This window comes from Pseudonocardia yuanmonensis, from assembly GCF_039542425.1.
GTDB lineage: Bacteria > Actinomycetota > Actinomycetes > Mycobacteriales > Pseudonocardiaceae > Pseudonocardia > Pseudonocardia yuanmonensis.
Genome location: NZ_BAABIC010000016.1, coordinates 141,208 through 163,169, shown reverse-complemented (window position 1 = coordinate 163,169; position 21,962 = coordinate 141,208). Strand labels below are relative to the sequence as shown.

The window sequence follows — 21,962 nt, the reverse complement described above, 5'->3', positions numbered from 1 at the left end:
GACAACGCTGCCACGAGAACCCTCTCCAGCCTCTCTGGAAGCACCCGTGCCGGCGACCAGCACGCCGGCACCTTGTGCATCGGGGTCGCGCCGGAGACGTCGCCTACTCACTGGGCACCTCGGGCGGCGTCCTGACCACCGCGCTCGATCCCGTGCACGACCCCACCGGCCTGGTGAACGGGGTCGCCGATGCCGCGGGCGGCTACCTCCCCCTGGCCTGCACGCTCAACTGCACCAAGGTCACCGACCTGATGAGCCGGCTGCTGGGCGTGGACGTGGTCGGGCTGACCCGGCTCGCGCTCGACGCGTCTCCCCGCGCCGATCGCCCGGTCCTGGCCGCCTATCTCGACGGCGAGCGCACCCCGGACCTCCCAGATGCCACGGGGCTTCTCGCGGACCTCACCGGCGACACCACCCGGGAGGACCTCGCCCTCGCCGCCTTCGAGGGCGTCCTGCTCGGAATGCGGCGCGGGCACCTGGCGATCCAGGCGGCCGGGGCACCCGCCGACGGCACCGCACTCGTCCTCGGCGGTGGCGCCCGCTCCGAGGCCTACCGGCAGATCCTCGCGGACCTCCTGGAGAAGCCCGTGGTCGTGCGCGACGCTCCGGAGGCGACCGCCCGAGGAGCATGCCTGCAGGCCGCCGCCGTCCTGCACGCCGCCGACATCACCGCAGTCCGGGACGCCTGGCGCCCGACCGATGTGCTCGTCACCGAGCCGCGCCGCTCCCGCAACGACGTCTGGCAGCGCTTTCCGACTGGCGCGAACTCGACCACGCGACACCCGCCGCCGAGACGGCACCGAAGCCGGGCGTGCCCTCCCCACAGTGACTCCAAGGACTGGCCGTGCGCCTCTACCTCGACTCCGCCGACCGCGACGCCCTCGGGCCACTCCTGGAGACCGGCCTGTTCGGCGGGGTCACCACCAACCCACTGATCCTCCACCGCGCCGGTATCCGGCAGCACGAGGGCCCTGCCCTGGTCGACTGGCTCGTCGACCAGGGCTGCGGCCACGTCTTCGTCCAGACCACCGCCGACGACGCGGCCGGCACGGTTCAGGAGGGCCTCGAGTTGCGCGGCCTGTCCGACCGAGTGGTCGTCAAGATCCCCGCCACCGTTGCCGGCCTCACCGCGGCGCGTCGGCTCGCGGATGACGGTGTGCCCGTCCTCGTCACCGCGATCTACCACGCACGGCAGGCACTCCTGGCCAACGCCGCCGGCGCACGCTGGATCGCGCCCTACCTCGGCCGGATGGGCGCCGCGCGCCGCAACGGCCGCGAACAGGTGCTGACCATGCAGACGCTGCTCCGCGGGACGGCAACGCGGGTGCTGGTCGCCGGCATCAAAGACGTCCAACAGGTCGTCGACCTGGCGGCACTGGACGTCGACGCCTTCACGCTCGGAACCGACCTCGCCGAGCAGTTGCTCCAGGAGTCGCTGACCGAGGACGCCGTCGCCGAGTTCTCCTGCGCCACCGCGAAGCCTGCGCCTGGCTCGATTCCGGCGGTGTCGACCGCTCGCGGACAGGGCGCTGCCACATCCTGAGATACGTACTTCCAGTACCTAAGAGTAACTCCTAGAGTCGAATACGCGTCCCGGCCCGCCACCGCGGGCTCGAACCGACCGCCTCAGGGAGGCCGTCCATGTCGCACGCACACGCGCCCGTCTCCGCCGATGTGATCGTGGTCGGCGGTACCGGTGATCTCGCGATGCGCAAACTGCTCCCGGCACTTCACCACCGCGACCGCGCGGGGCAGCTCGCCGACGACAGCCGCATCGTGGCAGTGTCGCGCGCCGGGCTCGACCACGACGGGTACCGGGACAAGGTCTCGGCCGAGCTCCGGGATGTCGCCGAGGACTGGTCGGACGATCCGTCATCGCGCGACCACCGTTTCCTGCGGAGACTGCACCACGTCGCGCTCGACGTCACCGATCCACAGGACTGGGGCGACCTCGTCGAGCTCCTGGGCCCGCCCGACCACAGGATCCGCGTCCTGTACCTGGCCTGCGCACCGCGGCTGTTCGGACCGGTCTCGGTCGGCGCCCGCCGCAACGGCCTGGTCGACGACCGGTCGCGGGTGGTGTTGGAGAAGCCACTGGGACACGACCTGTCCTCGGCCCGGCAGATCAACGACGAGGTCGGGGAGGTGTTCACCGAGGACCAGATCTTCCGGATCGACCACTACCTCGGCAAGGAGACCGTGCAGAACCTGCTGGTGCTGCGGTTCGCCAACAGCCTGTTCGAGCCCCTCTGGAACGCGATCGGCATCGACCACGTACAGATCTCCGTCGCGGAGTCCGTCGGTGCCGGGAGCCGGGCGGACTACTACGACGGCTCCGGTGCCCTTCGGGACATGGTGCAGAATCACCTTCTGCAGCTGCTGTGCCTGGTCGCGATGGAACCGCCCGCCCGCCTCGATCGCGACGCCGTGCGCGACGAGAAGCTCAAGGTGCTTCGGGCGTTGGCGCCGATCACCGGCGAGGACGCCCACCGGCACACTGTCCGCGGTCAGTACGGACCGGGACTCGTCGACGGTGCTCCCGTTGCCGGCTACCGCACCGAGCTCGAGCAGGCGCGCCCCGGGGCCGTCGGATCGCCGGCACCTCCGAGCTCCACGGAGACGTTCGTGGCCCTGCGCACCGAGGTGCACAACTGGCGCTGGGCCGGAGTGCCGTTCTACCTGCGCACCGGTAAGCGGATGGACCGACGGGCCTCCGAGATCGTCGTGCAGTTCCGCCCGGTGCCGCACTCGGTGTTCCCCCAGCTCGATCACGGCGCCTCCGCGCCACCCAATCGCCTCGTCCTCCGCTTGCAGCCCGACGAAGGCGTACGGCTGCATCTCGCGGCGAAGCACCCCGGGCCGGGTGGGATCCGGTTGCACCCCGCCGCCCTCGACCTGAGCTTCGCCGACACATTCGCCCAACGCCTGCCCGACGCCTACGAGCGCCTGCTCATGGATGTACTGCGCGGCAACCCGACGCTGTTCATGCGGCGCGACGAGATCGAAGCAGCGTGGAGCTGGGTGGAACCGATCCTCGACTCCTGGCGCGGGTCTCCCCGATCCCCACGCCCCTATCCGGCCGGCACCTCCGGCCCCGCTGCGGCGACCGCACTGATCGAGCGCGACGGCCGCACCTGGCACGGCGACGGCGACGACTGACCGCTCTGCCCAGCCGCACCTATCCGTCACCCGTCCCCCACGAGAGGACCGACGCGACATGACCACCACAAGCGACGCCGCGGAAGGGCCGGGCCGCCGGCTCCCGACCGCCGATCTCCACCCCGTCGTCCGAGAGGTGACCGAGCGAATCCGCACCCGTAGCGCCGACCGCCGCTCCGGTTACCTCCGGCAGGTACGCGAGGCCGCCACCCGGCATGCGCGGGGCGCCACCCGGTCAGGGCTGGGTTGCGCCAATCTCGCCCACGGCGTCGCGGCATGTGGCGATGCCGACCGATCCCGACTGCTCACCATCGGCGCCGCCGCCGAGCAGGCCCCGGCGAACATCGCGATCGTGACCTCCTACAACGACATGCTCTCGGCCCACCAACCCTTCGCCGATTATCCGGTCACGATCAAGGACGCCGCCCGTCGGCACGGCGGGGTCGCCCAGGTCGCCGGCGGAGTGCCGGCCATGTGCGACGGCATCACCCAGGGCCGGGCCGGAATGGAGCTGTCGCTGTTCAGCCGCGACGTCATCGCCATGTCCACGGCGATCGCGCTGTCCCACGACATGTTCGACGCTGCGCTGCTGCTCGGGGTGTGCGACAAGATCGTGCCCGGGCTGGTCATGGGCGGCCTCGCGTTCGGCCACCTCCCCACGGTCCTCGTTCCGGCGGGACCGATGAGCAGCGGCCTGCCCAACGCCGAGAAGAGCCGGATCCGGCGCCGCCACGCAGCGGGCGAGATCGGCCGTGACGAGCTCCTCGAGGCCGAGACCCGCTCCTACCACAGCCCCGGGACCTGCACCTTCTACGGCACCGCCAACTCCAACCAGCTGCTCATGGAGGTCATGGGCCTGCACCTGCCCGGCGCCAGCTTCGTCCCGCCGGACACACCACTTCGCCAGGCCCTCACCGCTGCCGCGACCCGGCAGGCCCTGACCAACGCCCGCGAGGGCACCGGAGCCATGGCCGACATCGTCGACGAGCGCGCCGTGGTCAACGGGGTGGTCGCGCTGCTGGCCACCGGGGGGTCGACCAACCACACGATGCACCTGGTCGCCATGGCCGCCGCTGCTGGTGTCGACCTGAACTGGGACGACTTCGACGACCTCTCGGCGGTCGTGCCGCTGCTCGCCCGGATCTACCCCAACGGCACCGCCGACGTGAACCACTTCCACGCCGCCGGCGGGACCGCCGTGCTCATCGGCGCCCTGCTCGGCGCCGGTTTCCTGCATCCCGACGTGACCACCGTGGTCGGCAAGGGGCTCGACGACTATCGGCGCGAGCCGTGGCTCGACGGCGATCGACTGGCCTGGCGCGACGGGCCCGCGGAGAGCACCGACCGCGAGGTGCTGCGCGGGATCGACGACCCCTTCGCGCCGGACGGCGGCCTCCGGATGCTGCACGGCAACCTCGGCCGCGCCGTGGTCAAGGTGTCCGCCGTCGCCGACACAGACCGCGTCATCACAGCCCCGGCCCGCGTCTTCGACGACCAGGCCGACCTCACATCCGCTTTCGACGCCGGTGAGCTGACCGGAGACCTCGTCGCCGTCGTGCGCTACCAGGGTCCCCGGGCCAACGGGATGCCTGAGCTGCACAGCCTCACCCCCGTCCTCGGGGTGCTGCGCTCCCGCGGCCAACGCGTCGCCCTCGTCACCGACGGACGCATGTCCGGTGCCTCCGGCGCCATCCCGGCAGCCATCCACTGCACCCCTGAGGCAGCAGCGGGAGGACCGCTCGCCCTGATCCGCGACGGCGACACGGTCACGCTGGACACCCGCACCGGCCGCTTGGACGTCCTCACCGACCTCGAGACGCGTCAACCCCCGGCGACGACCTCGCTGGACGAGGCGACCGGGGCCGGGCGGGAGCTCTTCGCAGCATTCCGCACCGCGGTCGGCCCCGCGGACACCGGAGCACTCGTCGCTCGATCCGCCTCCGGCTACACCGGAATGGACAGCGCGGCCGCAGGTGGTGTGCGATGAACACCCGAACCACGACGACCCCCGAGGTCGTCTCGCCGCTCGACCTCGCCCCGGTCCTCCCGGTCGTCGTCATCCCCGACGCCGAGCTCGCCGTCCCCCTGGCGCGGGCCCTCCTCGCGGGAGGCCTGCGCGCCATCGAGATCACGCTCCGCTCGACCGCAGCCCTGGAGGCCTGCCGCCGGATCACCGCCGAGGTCCCGGGCATGACAGTCGGCGTCGGCACGGTTCGCGCCCCCGCGCACGTGACCGAGGCGCGCGACGCCGGAGCCCAGTTCCTCGTCAGCCCCGGCGCCACCCCAGGCCTGCTCGACGCACTCGAGGACTCCTGCCTGCCGTTCCTGCCCGGGACCGCCACGATCTCGGAGATGCTGGCCGTCGCCGAGCGCGGCATCACCGAGATGAAGCTCTTCCCGGCCGAAGTGGTCGGCGGGACCGCCCTCCTCCGCGCCGTCCACGGACCCCTACCCGACCTGCGGTTCTGCCCCACCGGAGGGATCACGCCCCGAACAGCGGCGACCTATCTGACGCAGCCCAACGTCGGCTGCGTCGGCGGATCCTGGCTCACCCCCGCCGATGCCCTGAACCGTCGCGACTGGGACGGCATCAGCACGTTGGCCGCCGCCGCATCATCCCTCCGGACGGCCGCATGACAATGCAACGACGGTAAGACGTGCTCATCGGCTGCCGGCGTCCTGGCCTTGATGGTCTCGAGCGTGCGGCGGAGATGAGTGGGCGAGGCGCTGAAGGTTCTCACGTAGGCCTGGCGACGACGGGAAGCTGCCGCTGCTCGCCCTGACGAGCGAGGTCGCGGACCGGCTCGCGCCGCCGATCGGCCCGGCCCTGTGGATTCGGCGGCAAGCGACCCGAAGAGGTCCACTATGCACGGCTGCGGAGCCGTTGGCAGCGGTGTGGCGTACCGTCCGCAACAGCCTGCGGGACGTGTTGGAGTCGGAGCCGTTGCTGACATCGTCGCGGGTTTGCTCCTCACGAAGTCCAGCGTCTCAGCCGGTCGGGCCTGGACTACGACCCCAGCGCTGCACTGCTGGGCTTGGCTGCCCGCTGGCAGCCTCGATCCGAATGGTCGCGGGTATAAAACAGCTCGTATCACCCGCTGGAAAATCGTGCTTCGCCTGAAGCTCGTACGATCTTCGCACAGATGAGCGGTCAAAGCTCCCGCATGATCACACGCCCACTCCCCGTCCTCGGGAATGAGCTGTGCTCCCGGGTCTCGTCCGGGACACCACGACGGCCGAGGTGCTCGTGACACCAGGCGCCGCCTGGAGATCGATCTCCAGCGCGTAGGTCGAGATGTTCTCCCCGCCACGTCGGATGATGTGCATGCCGCGGCCGCGGAACTCGAAGCGGCCGTTCGGGTGCCGGACCATGATGTCGCCCGTCCGCAGCCATTCGCCGTCGACGAGGGTCGCAGTGGTGGCATCGGGAGCGTCGAGGTAGCCAGCATGAGCGTGTTACCCGGGCTCCCGCGGACCCACAGCTCCCCCGGCTCGCCGTCCGGAGCGTCCGAACCGTCGTCGCGGACCAGGCGGACGCCGTCGACGCCGAGGAACGGGCGACCGATCGTTGCGCGGTCATCAAGTTCCCACGGCGATCCGCCGAGGACGCCGGTCACGGACTCGGTCTGTCCGTAGATCTGGCGCATGTGGACTCTTGGATCGGCGGGCGACAATCGAGGCGATCGCGGCGCCGGTGCGGCGGGCGGCGTCGAACCAGGTGCTCGCGCTGAAACGGGGCACGATCGCGATCGAGTCGCCCGTGACGAAGGGCGGGCGCACAGGTAGAGCTGCGCGTTGGCGTGGAAGAACGGCGTGCAGAGGTAGTGCCGGTCGGTGCTCAGATAGCCGCCGTTGCGCGCGAGTCGTTCGGCGGACATGACGTCATTGCGGTGCGTGAGCTGCACCAGCTTCGGGGCGCCGCTGGTGCCGGAGGTCGGCAGCAGCCCCGAGACGAGGTCGGGCGTGGCGGAGGGGGGCTCGCTGCCGGTCGTTCAGCACGTTGCCGCCCAGGCCGAGCTTCGAGCGGAAGTGCTCGTAGCGGCGCTCACCACGGAAGCACTTGCGCAAGATCATCATCGTCCACCGCTCGCGGATCACCGCACAGGCGCGAGCGACCGAGCGGCACAGCCCCTCGTGCTCGTCGTGCTTCACGAGCACAACTCTAAGACACCTTTCGAGTCCCAGCTGCTTGCCCTTGAGTCGTCGGATATGCCAGCATCAGACTCGATTCGAGTCTGACTCTGCCCGATGTTCACCGGCCACGGAGGTCATCAGATGCCCTACTACCAGTTCACCGCTTCCGTGGACAGCCGGACGGTGCAGCACAAGCCTGAGATCGCCACGGCGGTGACCAAGGTCCACAGCGAAGTCACCGGAGCTCCGGGGTGAAACGTGCACTGCGCCTTCGTGGATGTCCCGTCCGGGAGCATCTTCGTGAAGGGCGAGCCGAGCGACGGACCGCGAATGGTCGGGCTCATCCGCGACGGCCGCTCTCCAGAGGTGCGAGGGAACCTCACCCACGAGATCGCCGACGCGTGGTGCGCGATCACCGGGGACGCCAAGGAGAGCCTGGCGATCTTCATCCAGGAAATCCCCGGCGCCAACGTCATGGAGGACGGCGTGATCCTGCCCCAGATCACGGACGACCCGGGCGCCATCTACTGAGCTCGATCCACCTCGCCGACACCCGCCAGGGCCGACGGCGCCGAGTGGATCGACTTCAGGGCCGCGTCGCCGCTCGGGTGGACTTCCGCCCGTTCTCCGTTCCGGAGAGTCGTCGGCAGGCCGAGAGATTGACCGGGGCGGTCGGTCCGCGATCGATGGAACGACGCACTTGCCGAGGTGTCCAATTGAGATCGCGTCGGGCCGGCCGTGGCCGTGGTGGCACGGCGCTCATCCCCCGCTCGCAGCGGGGAGCCGACCGTCGTCGCGCTCCCAGCCGACATGCCCCTCCCGAGACGGCAGGGTCTGCTGGAGCGGATCACGGTGGAAGTCTTCGGAACGTCCAGGTCGGCCCGCTCTACGTGTGGGTCTACCTCTCCGACATCCCGGCCCCAGCGTCGCCCGGTTCGGCCGAGTTCTGCCCGACCCGGGTGGCGACGACGAGTGGTTCGCGGCATTTCCGGGACTGACCACAGGAGCGGCTTCGCCCGCATGCCGGACCGACTCTTGAGCGCACAGAATAGGGAGGATCCGTTTGTCCGCCATCCGCACGACCAGCACGCCGGCCGATATTGCCCAGCAGTGGGCCGACGCCTGGAGCGCGCCGACCCCGGAAGCGTTCGTTGACCTCTACGCCGAGAATGGCGAGTACTTCGACGTGACCTTCGGGGTGCGACGCCGAGGGCACGGCCTGATCGCTACCCATCACCGTCTCTGGCGAGCAGCCGTCCCGGACTTCGTCATGTCGGTTGACGACGTTCACACCGGTGATGGGTTCGTGGTCGTGGAGGTGACCGGACGAGGCACCTTCTCCGGCGACGACCTCGGCGGCGGAAAGATGAAGGCCACGGGCAAGCCCTTCAGTGGTCGTTCGGTCGCCGTTCTCGTGTTGGACCCAGAACTCAAGATCGTCTCATGTCGGGAGTACTACGATCGGGCTGTGATGCCCGGTGGAGCAGCAACGCCGTTCGGGGAGTGAAAGGCAGGACCTTCTTTCCGGATGAGCTGCCGATTGCCGGGTGACCGGGTTGATCGCGCCCGCCGACCCGGCGGTTCGAGGCGCTCCCGCAGTTTCTGAGCGTTGCCGAGCCAGACCATGAACTCGCGGGCCTTCATCACGGGCTGCTGTCTCGCTCCACCAACGCTCTGCGAGCCCTCGACGACAGCCTCGGCGGAGCCACGGATGCCGTCGCTCGACGCGAGGAGTTGCCGAGTCGTTGATGGATCCGGTCCGCGAGCTTTGGTCCGAGTGGGCTGCGTCCGTGGAGGTGGTGGATGGAGACGACCACCGCATGAGCCTTCATCGATCGATCTAGGCGGTCAGCTCCGCTGTGGGCATCACCTTTTGTTCAGCCGCTCCTGGTAGGGGTCGGGCCGGGGCGCGGTGTCCCACCTAACTCGAACATGATTCATTTTCAGCTTACTGGCGACCCACCGAGGAGTGGACATGACAAGCACGATCGGTCACCCCGTCGCAGCGGGAGCGCGCGGAGGCACGGGGCTCCAGGCGCCAGAGCTCTCCGACGAGCAGGTCGGGCACATCCGGCACGTCGACAATCTGTCGCGACTCCCCAAGGGGGACTGGCGGAACATGGCTGGTCCGCTGCCGTTCCAGGAGGACTTCAGCTCCTACCGCTACCAGCTGGGTTACATGAGCCTGGCGATGGCGCTCGCGCACTACCATCGGCTGCCCGCCGCGCCCGCGGTCTTCCAGGGCCAGCTCGACCGGCTCATCCAGAAGATGCTCGATCCCGCCGCGTGGAGCTACTGGCGGGACACCAGCACCCAGGGCGGCTACGGGCCCTTCGTCCTGCCCCGGCTCCCGAGCCGCACGGACCCTGTCGCGGTCGACAACATCATGTACAGCGCCTACCTGCAGGTCATGACGCTGATGTACACGATGCTGTTCGACGACCGCAAGTACGAGCAGCCCGGATCGCTCGCCTTCGACATGCGGCCGGTTCTGTGGGGCAAGGACCGTCACGAGCGGTTCGAGTACGACCAGCGGTCGCTCAACGAGCGCATCTACTGGAACATGGTCGAGAACGGCTACCTCGGCGTGGCGTGTGAGCCGTTCTGCGTGTTCCAGATCTGCAACCAGGTCCCCATCCTGGGCTTCCGCCTGCACGACCACCTCTACGGCGGCGAGACCGCCGAGGAGGTCACTCGCGGCTACGTCGCGGCGTGGGAGCGGTTCGGCGGCAACGTCAACGCGAACGGTCACTTCAACAGCTACGTCGTGCAGCGCAACGAGCTGCAGCCGAAGGACATCCTGCTAGACCAGGACCTGGCCTGGACCGACGGCTGGCTCGGGATGCTGATGAACATGTGGCGCCCCGAGCTCGTCCGGGAGACGTACCAGACCTCCATCGAGAAGTGGCTCGACCGGGGCGACGACGGGTTGATCTCCGTCCGCAACCTCTCCCGGATGCCCGGGAGCGACGAGCTGGTGGAGGTCGGCAACCTCGGCGAGATCGGGTGGCTGGCAGCGTGGGCCTCCGAGATGGGGGATCGCGAGGTCGTCGACGGGCTGCTCGGGCATGCGGACCGGTACATGAACCCGCAGTGGGAGAACGGTGGCCTGCACTACCCCCGGCGGGACGACACGTACGACGAGGCCGGCCACTTCGTCGCGGTGCCGCCGATCGTCGGCAACGCCACGTTCTCCTACGCGCGGCTCAACGTGGCCGACGGGCTGCACACCGTGTTCGACCGCCCGTGGACCGACCGAGAGCGCTCGCGGCCCGCGCTGACCGGAATCGGTGACTCGGTGGACGTGCGGCGTGCCTGGTACCACGAGGAGGCGCGCCGTCTGCAGCTGACGGTGAGCCCGATGCACGGCGTGTCGGACACCAGCACCGAGCTTGCGCTGTCGCGGGTATGGGGCCGCGGACCGTGGACGCTCACGGTCGACGGGGCGGTCGTGGCCGAGGGCGACGACACCACCGTGGTCACGACCGACGGGACGACCCAGCTCGGGCGCGTCGACGACGAGCTGCGGCTCACCCTGCACGTCCACGGGCACAGGGACATCGAGATGAGCTGGAGGGCAGCGTGAGCACCGCCGTCGTCCCCCGCTACGCGCTGGTCGACCACCACGGCAGGGCCGTGACCGAACAGGACTTCGCGGGGCGCTACCAGCTGGTCTTCTTCGGGTTCACCCACTGCCGCATCGTGTGCCCGGCGGTCCTGGGGAAGCTGAGCACCGTGCTCGACGACCTCGGGCCGCTGGCCGAGCGGATCCAGCCGATCTACGTCTCCGTGGACCCGGAGCGGGACACCCCGGAGGTCATGTGCGCCTTCCTCGAGGAGTCGTACCCGCGGTTCCTCGGGCTGACCGGCAGCCCGGAAGCCGCGGAGGCGGCCCGCTCGGCCTTCCGCGTCTACGCCGGTCGCGGGGCCGACCCGGAGGACCCGGAGGGCTACGCGGTGCCGCACACGGCGCTGACCTATCTGCTCGATCCCGGCGCCGCCTACCTCGCGCACTTCCCGGACGTCCTCACCGCGGACGAGATCGCCGCCCGGATCCGCGAGCTCTGCAGCACACCGGCTCCCTGACGGCGCCACCCCGACAACACGTCACCGACACACAACGAGGTGTATCTGATGGCACGACGCGCGGTTCTGGTTCATGGAGCATGGCACGGGTCGTGGACGTGGGAGCCAGTGCTCCCGCTCCTGCGGGCACGGGACATCGACCCCGTCCTCGTGGATCTGCCGAGCGCCGGCAAGGGTGGTGGTCTCCGTGACGACGTGGAGGTCGTCCGCCAGGCCGTCCTAGCGGAGGACCGGGACACCGTCCTCGTGGGCCACTCGTACGGCGGGGTGGTGATCACGGAGGCGGCGCTGGAGCTGCCGTCGGTCCGGCACCTGGTCTATCTCTGTGCCTTCATGCTCGACGTCGGGGAGTCGGTGGTCGGGCTCGTGGAGGGTGTGCTCCCGGACTGGCAGGAGCTCGACCCGGAGCGGGGCGTCGTCCGGGCGACCTCAGCGGAGTCCGTCTTCTACGGTGACCTGCCAGCGGACCTGGCCGCCGAGTACTCGGCGCGGCTGACGGCACAGACCGCGGCGGCCTTCTCCGAGCCGCTGTCCGGAGCGGCGTGGCGCTCGATCGGCAGCACCTACCTGATCTGTGACCAGGACCAGGCGATCCCGCCGGAGTTCCAGCGGATGATGTCCCAGCGGGCCACCCACCGCATCGAGATCACCAGCAGTCACACCCCGATGGCGTCCCACCCGCAGGTCGTGGCGGACCTGATCACGAACGCTCAGGGAGGTGCGCACCCGACCGCCGCAGCGGTGCACGGCTGACGCGGGGAGCGATTTCGGTGCCGTGACCGTCCGGCGGTCCGGCACGGGTAGCGCAGGACGTTGCCCCGTGGGTGCTCGAGCGCCCACGGGGCAACGTCATGAGCGCAGGGCGTGCCCGCACCGCTCGACGGATCACCGTCGATGCCGATCATCAGAGTTGCTGATAACTCTTCACTTGGAGGTTCGGTGGTCTCCTCGATGCCGCGTCGTGGCGGGACCCGGTCTACGCGGAGACCTGGACGGTCCCCGGCGGTGTATCCCACGAGGTGCGCGAGCCCGCGACCGGTGCCGTGCTGGGCTCGGTGGGTCTGGCGAGCGCGGACGACGCGGCCGCTGCAGCCGATGATGCCGTTGCGGCGCAACGGAAATGGGCCACGCGCCCACACCGAGCGCGCCGCGATACCACGGAGTCCGTGGTCGATCCCCGCACCGGGCTGACGACGCAGCAGACGATCTCGGCCGAGATCGCCCGGATCGCCCACGACTACGAGCGCAGCGGGCAGGAGGAGACCCAGCCCCGGCTGGGCTACCCGCCCTACCGCAGCAGCCTGCTGCGCCACCCACGAAGGACCCGGTGCAGGTCGATCCCGAGGGCGTCGAGCTGTGAGCGCCGTGCTTCGGTGGCCGGGACGTCGACCCGCTCGAGGTCGACCTCACCATCCAGCGCGGTGGCGAGCCCATCGGCGAGCGCATGGTCGTGACCGGACAGGTGCGCGGTAAGGGGCGACCGGTCCGCAACCAGCTCGTCGAGATCTGGCAGGGGAACGCGGGCGGCCGCTACATCCACGAGCGCGACCAGCACCGGCCGCGCTGGACCCGCACTTCACCGGCGTCGGCCGGTACCTCACCGACGACCAGGGCACCTACCGGTTCACCACGATCAAGCCGGGCCCATACCCGTGGCGCAACCACCACAACACCTGGCGACCCGCGCACATCCACTTCTCGCTTTTCGGCAACGACTTCACCCAGCGGCTCGTCACGCAGAGGCACTTCCCCGGGGACCCGCACCTTCGCCTGGACCCCATCTTCCAGTCGACCACCGACCCGAAGGCCCCGAGCGCCGCGTCGCGACGGACGACCACGACCTGACGACGCACGAGTGGGCCACCGGCTACCACCGGGACATCGTGCTGGCCGGCTCGCACTCCACCCCGCTCGACCAGGAGGAGGCCCGGTGACCGGCGCCCTCACCCCGACCCCCGGCCAGACCGTGGGCCCCTTCTTCCACTACGCGCTTCTCTACCCCGGTGACGGCGACCTCGTCGCCGTCGGCACCCCGGGCTCCGTCCATCCTCACGGCGCCGTCATGGACGGGGACGGCGCGGGAGTGCCGGACGTGCTGGTCGAGGTCTAGCAGGCCAACCCGCGCGGCCCGGTGCCGCGCGCAGGGCTCGCTGCGCCGGGACGGGCACCTCTTCTCCGGGTTCGGGCGGGCGAGCCCCGACCGGACGGGCCACTACGGCTTCACCACGCTCACGTCGGTCACGGTGGGCGGCGGAGCGCTGCCGTTCTGCGCGGTCACCCGTGTTCGCGCGAGGGCTGCTGAACCGCCTGATGACCCGCGCGTACCTGCCGCTCGACGGGGCCGAGCCCGACGCCGTGCTGACCGCGACCGGGGAGCGGGCCGCAAACCCCGATGTACGTGCCCGACGAACTGGGGCTCGGCTTCGACATCCGGCTGCAGAACGAGGCCGAGACGGTCTTCCTGACCTACCCGGGGCACCTCGCCCGGTGACGCACGGATCAGTTCCGGGCGGACAGGCTGCGGGTGATACCCGCGGCGGCGACCTGGAGAGATCGGTGGCCGGGCATCTGCTGCCCGAGGGCGGGGTGTTCGCGTTTCTTGCCGCGCACCGGTGCAGGGCCGCGGGCCTCCTCCTGTCCTACCTGGCCTTCGGCGAGCACCAGCGGCGGCACCCGCCGGACGCGCTCGCCCGCCTGGCGCAACGCGTTGGTCAGCCGATCGGATCGGCCTGCGGGGTGGCGGCGGGCTGCTCGTGGGCCATGGCCTGCCCTCGGGTCTCCTTGAGCGCCAAGGTGGAGAACAAGGCGATCACCCCGAGGAACGACAGCAGCAGACCGATCCCGAAACTCCCGAAGGAAGCGACGATACCCGGTGCGAGCAGCGGTGGGATCGCCCCACCTACCAGGGCACCGATGTTGTAGCCCAACCCGGCGCCGGTGTAGCGGTGCCGTGGCGCGAACAGCTCGGGCAGGAACGACCCCGCAGGCCCGTAGGCCACCGCGAAGATCGCCAGCGTGACGGTCTGCGCGATCGCGAACGCAAACGCCGAGCCCGTGTCGATCAACGGAAACAGTGCCAGTGACCAGCCGATGCCCAGGACGGCGGAGAGGATCATGACCGGGCGGCGACCGAAGCGGTCGGACAGGACGCCGGCGAACACGATGACGAACCCGATGACCACGGCGGCGCCCACGCCGACGCCGAGCACGACCGGGCGCGACAGGCCGGCGCCACCGGGGGCGGTGGCGTAGCTGGTGACGTACGCGGTGCCGATGTAGAAGAACGCAAACAGCAGGGTCAGCGAACCGGCCGAGAGCAGGACCTCACGGGGCTGGCTGCGGACGGCCTCCACGAACGGGAGGCGCTTGGGCGCGGCATCCGCTGCCTGAGCGGCGGTCCTGGCAGCCTTGAACGCGGGGGTCTCGTCGATGTTCATCCGGATGTAGAACCCGACGGCGACCAGCAGGGCCGACAACAGGAAGGGGATCCGCCAGCCGTAGTCGAGGAACGCCTCGTTCGAGTCACCCATGATCAGGCTGGTGGCGAGGAAGGTGCCGCTGGACAGGGCGAAGGCGATGGCCGGTCCCACCTGGGGGAACACGCCGTAGAAGCCGCGCTTCTCCTTGGGGGCGTACTCCGCGGTCAGCAGGGTCGCGCCCGCCCACTCGCCACCGACAGCGAACCCCTGGGCGAACCGCAGTGCCACCAGGATGATCGGCGCGGCCACCCCGATGCTAGCCGACCCTGGTAGCAACCCGATCAGAACTGTCGCCGTGCCCATCAGGAGCAGCGTGGAGATCAGTGTTCGCTTGCGACCCAACCGGTCGCCGTAGTGGCCGAAGAGGACGGCGCCGACCGGGCGGGCGATGAAGGCGACCGCGACGGTGGCGAACGAGGCGACCGTCGCGGCTGCCGATCCCAACGCCGGGAAGAACACCTTCGGGAACACCAGCGCCGCGGCGGTGCCGTAGATGAAGAAGTCGTAGAACTCGATGGTCGTGCCGGCGCAGCTCGCGATCGCGATGCGGCGCATCGACGCCGCAGGTGGGCGTCGCAGTTGGTTTCCCATGACGATCTCCTCATCGAGACATGGCGAGAACGGGACCGAAGGCACGATCTCGTTGCGCAGGGCAGGGCAGGCGACCGAACGGCAATGGCCGCCAACCCGCCGCGCATATGCGGCGGGTTCACAAGGGGCCCGGCTCGCCGACGTCACCGACGGCGATCTACCGGTCTCGCCGCAGCACGGCTGCGGGCGGGGACGAGCTGTCAGTAGATGGCGCCGGGCTCGTTCGTGATCTCGGGCAGGATCGTGCCGTCCTCCATCACGTTGGCACCCGGGATCTCCTCGATGAAGATTGCCAGGTCTTCCTTCTCATCCCCGGTGATCGCGGACCAGGCGTCCGCGATCCCGTGGATGAGCTTCGCCCGGATCTCGGTGGAGCGGCCGTCGCGGATGAGCCCGACCATTCGCGGTCCGTCGGTCGGCTTCCCGGCGACGTAGATGCTGTCGGCGGCGACCTCGACGAATGCGCAGTGCACGTACTTGCCGGGGGCGCCCGTCACCTCGCTGTGGACCTTCGTCATCGCCTCGGCGACCTCGGCCTTGTGGCGGAGCGTCGCGCCACCGGTGGGGACGATGAACTGGTAGTAGGGCACCGACGACCTCCACGAACTGTGTGGTTCGAGGCCGGTCGGACTCGAACGGAGTGTGAGAGTAGCCAGCGCGGAAGCCCCGCAGCAAGCTGCTGGGACTCGAAAAATGTCCTTGATTCGAGATTAGGGAGATGCCGTACACTGGGCGGGTGAAGCACGACGAGCTGGAGGACCTCTACTGCTCCGTCGCTCGCACCTGGTCGGTGATCGGTGAGCGGTGGACGATGATGATCCTGCGCGAATGCTTCCGCGGTGAGCGCCGCTACGACCACTTCCGCGCCAAGCTCGGCCTCGGCAGCAACGTGCTCAACGACCGGCTCCGGGTGCTGGTGTCGGAGGGAGTCCTGGAGCGGGTGCAGTACCAGGAACAGCCCGTGCGGCACGAGTACCGCCTCACCGCCAAGGGCGCCGACCTGTATCCGGTGCTGGTGTCCGTCATGGCCTGGGGAGACAAGTACAAGAACGACGTCCCGCCGGTGCGCTTGATCCATCGTGGCTGCGGACACGAGGCCGAGCCCCGCCTGGCCTGCGCACACTGCGCCGAGCCCGTGTCCTGGCGCGACATGACCGCAGAGTTCCAGCCGGACGCTTGGTAGCTCCGACTCGCGGCCTGGAGTTCCGTGCATGACCTCTTCCAGGCCCCTCGCCCGGCAGACTCACGGAAGGTCCAGTGGCTCGCCGAGCTCGCGGAACGGTACATCCCCTACTCCTACGATCCTCCGATCGCGGGCTGGCTCGACGCGACCCTCGTCGACCACGAAAAGATCATCGAGGCCTTCCGTCGTCGGGACGAGGGCGCCGCCCGAAGTGCGATGCGGGACCATGTCGTCAAGGCTGGCGAACTGCTCGCGCGCAGCTTCGAGCACGCACGGCAAGACCGGTCGGAGGACACATCGGGGGCCGGGGCCGCCGGCGCCACTCCCCATGAGGTGTCGGGATCTCCCGACTCGTGACCGCCACCGTGAGAACGAGCCCCGGCCGCGGCGTTCCGCAGTCATCCATCACCCGTCACCGACACCGTTCTGCGCCCAAGAGCGCGCTCAGGTGTCCGCAGCAGCAAGGAGAAGCCCGTGGGCACATTGGACGAGAAGGTCATCGCCATCACCGGAGCCAGCAGTGGCATCGGCGCAGCGACGGCCCTGGAACTCGGGGCTCGTGGGGCTGCCGTGGTCCTGGGCGCGCGGCGGGGCGACCGCCTCGAGTCTCAAGCGGCGCTGATCCGCGCCGCAGGCGGCCGCGCGGTGACCCAGGAGGCCGACGTCACCGTGCGAGGCGATCTCGAGAAACTCGTCGGCCTGGCCGTCGAGCAGTACGGGCGTCTTGATGCGCTCGTGAGCAACGCGGGCGTCGCCCGAACGGCGCCCGTGGCAGATCTCGACGTCGACGACTGGGACGCAATGATCGACGTCAACCTGCGCGGTGTCCTGTACGGGATCGCCGCCGCACTACCGGTGTTCCGCCGCCAGGGGCACGGACATCTCGTCACGATCGTCTCCACATCGGGTCTGAAGATCGTGCCGACCCAAGCCGTCTATGCAGGCACCAAGAACGCCGTGCGCACCCTTCTCGAGGCACTCCGTCAGGAGTCCACCGACGGGACCCTGCGAACCACCTCCGTCTCGCCAGGCTACGTCCGCACCGAGCTGGTCGACCAGATCGACGACCCGAGTCGGCGCGAGGCGGCTCAGCAGGCCATGGCGAAGCTCGGCATTGCACCCGAAGCCGTGGCCCGGACCGTCGCATTCGCCATCGAACAACCCGACGACGTCGAGATCGGCGACATCACGATCCGCCCCACTCGGCAGGGCTGAGGCCAGGAGGGACGCTGCTCGGCCAGCCGACGTCACCGGCTTGGGGTCGGACTCCCGATAGAGGCGGACGGCGCGCTCACGCAGCTCGTCGGGGTACTTCTTCGGTGCTGCCACGGAGACTCCTTACACGGCCCTTCGGCCATGATCGTCGATCTCCGAGCAAGCGGGGGTTCCTCTGTGTTCTGTCAAGCCGCCGGAGAGGGTGGCGTCGACGTCGTTGGCTGGAGCGTGGCGGGTCCGGGAAGTGGCCTCTCCGAAGAGTCGGCTTCCGGGATCAGGCCGACCGCGCTGGATGTCAGAGTCGCTCCCGCTTGCCCTCCCGGGCCCGCCGCCATCCGTCGCTCGTCGCTGATCATGGTCCGCCAGACGTGGTCGGTGAGGCGACGTCGCAGGCAGCGCATCGCCTCGGTGTGGGTCTTGCCGCGGGCGATGGTGCGGTCGTAGTAGGCACGTCCGCGGCTACCGGGCATGCGGACCTGGGTCAGCGCGATGGTGTGCAGGGCGTTGTTGAGCTGACGATCGCCCTGCCGGGACAGCCGGTGCCGGGCGCGGTCGCCGCTGGAGACCTCGATCGGTGCCGTCCCGCAGTAGGAGGCGAACGCCGCCGCGGTAGGGGCTGGACCTTCCCGCGCGGCGCGGGTCATCCTGAAGCAAGGCGCTGCTGGCCTTCGGGCCTCCGGAACGCCTCACGGCAGTGCTCGATGCCGGGCTGACCAGGAGAACCCCTCGCACCGTGATCCTCCCGGGTCTTCTCGGCCGCGAGCTCGAGGAGGTCCGCCGCAGCGGATCGCCGAGGAGCACGAGGAATCCGCGCCCGGAGTGGCGTGGCGGCGCCGGTCCTCGGCCCGACCGGGACCGCGGTCGCCGCCGTCTCGATCGCCAGCTGGGTGAACCGGCTCAAGCCGGCGCGGGTCACAGCGGCCGTCTCCACCACCGCACGCGCCATGACCCGGACCCTCGGCGGCCCACTTCTCGGCGCTCGCCGCTGATCCCCGGCTCCCGGCGCGGCAGCGGAGGGGTCCGTCGACGAGAGGAACGCCTCGTGCCCGAACCGTCCCCGAAGGAGTTCCACCGCGACGTGATCGCCGTGGCCCGCCAGGGCAACCAGTCGATCACCAACCCCGGCCCCCCGGAAGCGCCGCCCACGGCGGGAGCGACCTGGAGGCGGAGAACCCGCGCTGCGCGGACGGGCCGGGTAGCTCGAGCAGGAGAACGCGGGAGCCACGCCACTGCGTCCACGACGTGTCCCAGAACGATCTCTTGGCTGGTCCTCGACGTCGCCGTCCTCAACATCCCCATCGCGGTGGCTTGCCGGTGCTGCCCGTCTCCAACGCAGCGCTCCCGTGCCTGTCGCGATCCATGGCGTCGGGGTGCTCGGCCGCGGCGTTGCGGACGGCGCACCGACGGAAGCCCCGGATCCTGATGATGTCCGTGCCGATGTCCGCAGCAACGGCACGAGGTGTCCGACAGGCTCATCCCATTGCCGGCGGCGGCATTCTCGAACGCGTCGATGAAGCGGAACCCGCCGGTCCGGGGCACAGCGGTGATCGTCCCGGACCGATCGACGAGCCCCACGGGCTCCCGCTCCTCGAATCCCGCACGAGCCCGCAGCCGATCCCTCACCGTCGACCGTAGGAGGCGGGCGGACCGGTCTGAGGGGCTGGTCTCCGGGAAAAGGTCCTCAGGCGGTCAGATGCGAGGGCGGCTCCCTCGGCTCGAGCTTCACTGCGAGCGTTGCGGCCAGCTCGTCCCGGGCGTCGAACAGCGGGGCGCGCCGCTCGGGCGTCCGGTACAGCTCGACCAGGCGTCCCGCCGGGGTGCTGACGACGATCGCGACGGGCGGCGTACGCGGCGAGGTGACGGCGACCGCGACGGCCGAAATACCCTTGTTGATGCTCTCCAGGCAGAGGGAGAACCCGCGCCTGCGGGTGCTGTCGCACTCGGCGAGCAGGATTCGGTACTCGCGGTCCGGGAGGCGGGATCCGCGGGCCTCGGCGGCGGTGCTGCGGTAGAGGTGCTCGACCTTCTCGACCGGCAGCAGCGCCAGGAGCGCCCGTCCGGCGGCGCTGAGGTGGGCGGGAAGCACGTTCCCGGTCCGCTCGGGCACGTGGTCGGGATCCTCCGGCTCGGCGGAGACGAGGACGCGGGTGTGCACGCCGACGCGGGTGGCGAGGCACACCGTCTCGCCGTACCTGTTCGCCAGCGCACCGAGCGTCGGGAGGGAGAGCTCCTGGATGTCGCGGGCCAGCTCCGAGGAGAGGACCGGCGCGCTCAGGGCCGGGCCGGCGCGGTAGCGCCGGTCGTCGTCCTGCACCGCGAAACCGTGGAAGACGAGCATCGCCATGATCCGGTGCGCCGTCGAGTCGGCGACACCCAGGACCTTCGCGACGTCCGAGATCCGTGCGGAGCCGAAGTCGCGGAGTATGTGGATGGCCCGGAGAGCGTTGTCGATCGAGTTCACGGCGTACGCCGGCCTGTGGTACTCGAGGTTGCCCTGCGTGATGGCCCCGACCTCCCTTCCGGAAGAGGAGACGATCCTCCCCCACGGGTGGCCCGGCGACAAGGACGGGGCCGTCGCGGAGGCGGGCCCCGGCCCGATTCCACCGAGCAGAAGTTCGGCGCCCGCGACCCCTCGCGCGGTCACGATGAGAGGGCTCGACATCGATCAGGAAACGAGGACCCATGGCCACGGAAGGCAACGAGAACATCGAGTTCGTCACCGGTATCCCGGCGAACCTCGGACCCGAGGTCACGGCCCTCGGCCTCCTCCCCCCGTTCCCGCCCCACCCGATCCCCCGGGGCGCCCGGCCGTCGAAGGACCCCGGCGACCACCACCCCCACCTGAGCCTCGCGGAACGGGACCGGCGCTGGGACGCGCTGCGCAAGGACATGCTGATGGCGGGTGTCGACGCGCTCGTCCTGCTCGGCAACGACATCTACTGGGACATGGGGATCGCGAACATCCGCTACCTCACCGGCACGGGCGCGAAGATGGGCTCGAGCGCACTGTTCTTCCTGGACCGGGACCCGGTGCTCTACAACGCGGTGGCCCACATGAGCCAGCCCTTCCACTTCCAGGAGGCGCTGCACGGCTGGGTGGACGACATCCGCATCGGCCACGGGATCCCCGAGCTCGCCGCCGAGCTCAGGGACCGGGGCCTCGGCCGCGCGCGGATCGGCCTGGTCGGCTTCTCCTCGACGATCCAGACGACCTCGACGATCCTCTCCGGCGAGCAGGCGACACTGGAGGCGCTCCTCCCCGACGCCCGGCTCGTCGACTTCGGCTACGCGTTCCAGCGGCTCCGTGTGATCAAGAGCGAGGAGGAGATCGGCATGCTCCGCTCCGCGGCGGTGGTCGCGGAGAAGACCGTCGAGGCCCTCGTGACCGCCGCGGGCGCCGGCGCCACCGAGGCGGAGGTCTACGCCGAGATGATCCGGACGCAGATCGCGAACGGCGGCGAGCCGAACATCTTCAACCTCTTCGCCTCCGGGCCCGCCGAGCACCCGGACAGCGAGCTCTGGCACCTGCTGCACGGGTCGGACCAGCCGATGGTGCCGACGACCCGGCCGCTGAACGAGGGTGACCTCATCGTCGCGGAGTGGCACACCAAGTACGGCGGCTACCTCGTCCACACCGAGTACAGCTGCCACATCGGATCGCGCGTGCCCGACCCGCTGTGCCGGCTCTTCGACGTCGCGTTGGAGTGCTTCGAGGCCAGCCGGGCCGCGCTGGTGCCGGGCAGGACGATCGACGAGGCGCTGCGCGAGATCCGCGAGCCCGCCGACCGGGCCGGGGTCAACTGGATCGAGCTCGGCTTCCACGCCATGGGCCTGGCCTCGCCGGAGTTCCCCACCGTCGTCTACCAGCCCGGCTTCGGCTCCGACTCGCTCAACGGCGCGCGGATCGGCCACCTCGTGCTCGAGGAGGGGATGCACTTCGGCAACAACATCGACCTCCACGACCAGTCGTGGCGCTCCGACGTCGGCCTGATGTACGGCGGCAGCATGGTCGTCCGTCCCGGCGGCGCCGAGGTCCTCGTGAACCCCCCGAAGGTGCTCGGGGTCAGCTGAGCCGCCCCCCGGTGAGAACGGAAGAGGGACGCGGCCCGGGGGCT

Annotated in this window: 23 protein-coding genes and 2 pseudogenes; 19 read left to right on the top strand and 6 right to left on the bottom strand. The window is 70.0% G+C overall.

The features are described from left to right. Positions 1-74 precede the first annotated feature (74 nt). The 5 genes from ABD990_RS23000 (at position 75) to eda (ending at position 5,796) form a co-directional block, all read left to right on the top strand. The gene (locus ABD990_RS23000; protein ID WP_345382799.1) at positions 75-935 is read left to right on the top strand and encodes an FGGY-family carbohydrate kinase; all 861 of its coding nucleotides are present in this window, start codon (positions 75-77) and stop codon (positions 933-935) included. Next, positions 845-1,543, top strand: coding sequence for a transaldolase family protein (locus tag ABD990_RS22995; RefSeq protein WP_345382798.1), 699 nt, complete (start codon positions 845-847; stop codon positions 1,541-1,543). The genes ABD990_RS23000 and ABD990_RS22995 overlap by 91 nt, the downstream gene beginning before the upstream one ends. A gap of 98 nt (positions 1,544-1,641) precedes the next feature. Beyond that, a complete protein-coding gene (gene zwf, locus ABD990_RS22990) occupies positions 1,642-3,159 on the top strand; it encodes a glucose-6-phosphate dehydrogenase (protein ID WP_345382797.1) in 1,518 nt (505 codons plus the stop codon). A gap of 58 nt (positions 3,160-3,217) precedes the next feature. After that, positions 3,218-5,146, top strand: coding sequence for a phosphogluconate dehydratase (gene edd, locus ABD990_RS22985; RefSeq protein ID WP_345382796.1), 1,929 nt, complete (start codon positions 3,218-3,220; stop codon positions 5,144-5,146). Next, complete coding sequence (eda, locus tag ABD990_RS22980) at positions 5,143-5,796, top strand: bifunctional 4-hydroxy-2-oxoglutarate aldolase/2-dehydro-3-deoxy-phosphogluconate aldolase (protein WP_345382795.1); 654 nt, start codon at positions 5,143-5,145, stop codon at positions 5,794-5,796. The genes edd and eda overlap by 4 nt, the downstream gene beginning before the upstream one ends. An 887-nt stretch (positions 5,797-6,683) precedes the next feature. Here the strand turns inward: eda and ABD990_RS34495 are convergent. After that, positions 6,684-7,100, bottom strand: a pseudogene (locus tag ABD990_RS34495) (AMP-binding protein); the annotation flags it as partial. Beyond that, positions 7,042-7,311, bottom strand: coding sequence for a winged helix-turn-helix transcriptional regulator (locus ABD990_RS22975; RefSeq protein WP_345382794.1), 270 nt, complete (start codon positions 7,309-7,311; stop codon positions 7,042-7,044). The pseudogene ABD990_RS34495 and the gene ABD990_RS22975, both read right to left, overlap by 59 nt. 348 nt (positions 7,312-7,659) lie before the next feature. On the opposite strand from ABD990_RS22975, the gene ABD990_RS22970 reads away from it, so the two are divergent. The 9 genes and pseudogenes from ABD990_RS22970 to ABD990_RS22930 all read left to right on the top strand — a co-directional run bounded on the left by ABD990_RS22970 (position 7,660) and on the right by ABD990_RS22930 (position 13,489). Beyond that, entirely contained in the window at positions 7,660-7,824 is a 165-nt protein-coding gene (locus ABD990_RS22970) for a hypothetical protein (protein WP_345382793.1), read from the top strand. A 532-nt stretch (positions 7,825-8,356) separates the two neighbouring features. Next, on the top strand, positions 8,357-8,800 hold the full coding sequence (locus ABD990_RS22965; protein WP_345382792.1) for a nuclear transport factor 2 family protein: 444 nt from the start codon (positions 8,357-8,359) through the stop codon (positions 8,798-8,800). Positions 8,801-9,268: 468 nt separating this feature from the next. Continuing rightward, positions 9,269-10,879 carry a linalool dehydratase/isomerase domain-containing protein gene (locus ABD990_RS22960; RefSeq protein WP_345382791.1) on the top strand — a complete coding sequence of 537 codons (1,611 nt, stop codon included), beginning with the start codon at positions 9,269-9,271 and terminating at the stop codon, positions 10,877-10,879. Next, positions 10,876-11,379, top strand: coding sequence for an SCO family protein (locus tag ABD990_RS22955; RefSeq protein ID WP_345382790.1), 504 nt, complete (start codon positions 10,876-10,878; stop codon positions 11,377-11,379). Before ABD990_RS22960 ends, ABD990_RS22955 begins: the two co-directional genes overlap by 4 nt. A 48-nt stretch (positions 11,380-11,427) precedes the next feature. Beyond that, entirely contained in the window at positions 11,428-12,132 is a 705-nt protein-coding gene (locus tag ABD990_RS22950; protein ID WP_345382789.1) for an alpha/beta hydrolase, read from the top strand. Positions 12,133-12,398: 266 nt separating this feature from the next. Next, positions 12,399-12,833, top strand: coding sequence for a hypothetical protein (locus ABD990_RS22945; protein ID WP_345382788.1), 435 nt, complete (start codon positions 12,399-12,401; stop codon positions 12,831-12,833). Continuing rightward, positions 12,791-12,886: pseudogene (locus ABD990_RS34625) on the top strand (protocatechuate 3,4-dioxygenase subunit beta); the annotation flags it as partial. The gene ABD990_RS22945 and the pseudogene ABD990_RS34625, both read left to right, overlap by 43 nt. Next, a complete protein-coding gene (locus tag ABD990_RS22935) occupies positions 12,886-13,224 on the top strand; it encodes a dioxygenase family protein (protein WP_345382812.1) in 339 nt (112 codons plus the stop codon). The pseudogene ABD990_RS34625 and the gene ABD990_RS22935, both read left to right, overlap by 1 nt. A gap of 85 nt (positions 13,225-13,309) precedes the next feature. After that, complete coding sequence (locus ABD990_RS22930) at positions 13,310-13,489, top strand: peptidase associated/transthyretin-like domain-containing protein (protein ID WP_345382813.1); 180 nt, start codon at positions 13,310-13,312, stop codon at positions 13,487-13,489. 601 nt (positions 13,490-14,090) lie between these two features. Here ABD990_RS22930 and ABD990_RS22925 read toward each other — a convergent pair. Together ABD990_RS22925 and ABD990_RS22920 are read right to left on the bottom strand one after the other, a co-directional pair. Next, on the bottom strand, positions 14,091-15,449 hold the full coding sequence (locus ABD990_RS22925; RefSeq protein ID WP_345382787.1) for an MFS transporter: 1,359 nt from the start codon (positions 15,447-15,449) through the stop codon (positions 14,091-14,093). Positions 15,450-15,649: 200 nt separating this feature from the next. Next, positions 15,650-16,039 (bottom strand): tautomerase family protein, encoded by a 390-nt coding sequence (locus ABD990_RS22920; RefSeq protein ID WP_345382786.1) that lies wholly within the window; start codon positions 16,037-16,039, stop codon positions 15,650-15,652. Between the two features lie 146 nt (positions 16,040-16,185). On the opposite strand from ABD990_RS22920, the gene ABD990_RS22915 reads away from it, so the two are divergent. The 3 genes from ABD990_RS22915 to ABD990_RS22905 all read left to right on the top strand — a co-directional run bounded on the left by ABD990_RS22915 (position 16,186) and on the right by ABD990_RS22905 (position 17,847). Further along, positions 16,186-16,632, top strand: coding sequence for a winged helix-turn-helix transcriptional regulator (locus ABD990_RS22915; protein WP_345382785.1), 447 nt, complete (start codon positions 16,186-16,188; stop codon positions 16,630-16,632). Positions 16,633-16,656: 24 nt separating this feature from the next. Then, positions 16,657-16,989 carry an FCD domain-containing protein gene (locus tag ABD990_RS22910; RefSeq protein ID WP_345382784.1) on the top strand — a complete coding sequence of 111 codons (333 nt, stop codon included), beginning with the start codon at positions 16,657-16,659 and terminating at the stop codon, positions 16,987-16,989. A 117-nt stretch (positions 16,990-17,106) separates the two neighbouring features. After that, entirely contained in the window at positions 17,107-17,847 is a 741-nt protein-coding gene (locus ABD990_RS22905) for an SDR family oxidoreductase (RefSeq protein ID WP_345382783.1), read from the top strand. 185 nt (positions 17,848-18,032) lie between these two features. On the opposite strand, the gene ABD990_RS22900 is transcribed toward ABD990_RS22905, so the two are convergent. Next, the gene (locus tag ABD990_RS22900; RefSeq protein WP_345382782.1) at positions 18,033-18,491 is read right to left on the bottom strand and encodes a transposase; all 459 of its coding nucleotides are present in this window, start codon (positions 18,489-18,491) and stop codon (positions 18,033-18,035) included. A gap of 180 nt (positions 18,492-18,671) precedes the next feature. On the opposite strand from ABD990_RS22900, the gene ABD990_RS22895 reads away from it, so the two are divergent. After that, positions 18,672-18,836, top strand: a complete 165-nt coding sequence (locus ABD990_RS22895) for a hypothetical protein (protein WP_345382781.1) — start codon at positions 18,672-18,674, stop codon at positions 18,834-18,836. Between the two features lie 692 nt (positions 18,837-19,528). Here ABD990_RS22895 and ABD990_RS22890 read toward each other — a convergent pair. Continuing rightward, on the bottom strand, positions 19,529-20,308 hold the full coding sequence (locus ABD990_RS22890; protein ID WP_345382780.1) for an IclR family transcriptional regulator: 780 nt from the start codon (positions 20,306-20,308) through the stop codon (positions 19,529-19,531). Positions 20,309-20,529: 221 nt separating this feature from the next. Here ABD990_RS22890 and ABD990_RS22885 point away from each other — a divergent pair, with 221 nt between their 5' ends. Then, entirely contained in the window at positions 20,530-21,918 is a 1,389-nt protein-coding gene (locus tag ABD990_RS22885; protein ID WP_345382779.1) for a M24 family metallopeptidase, read from the top strand. Positions 21,919-21,962: the final 44 nt, after the last annotated feature.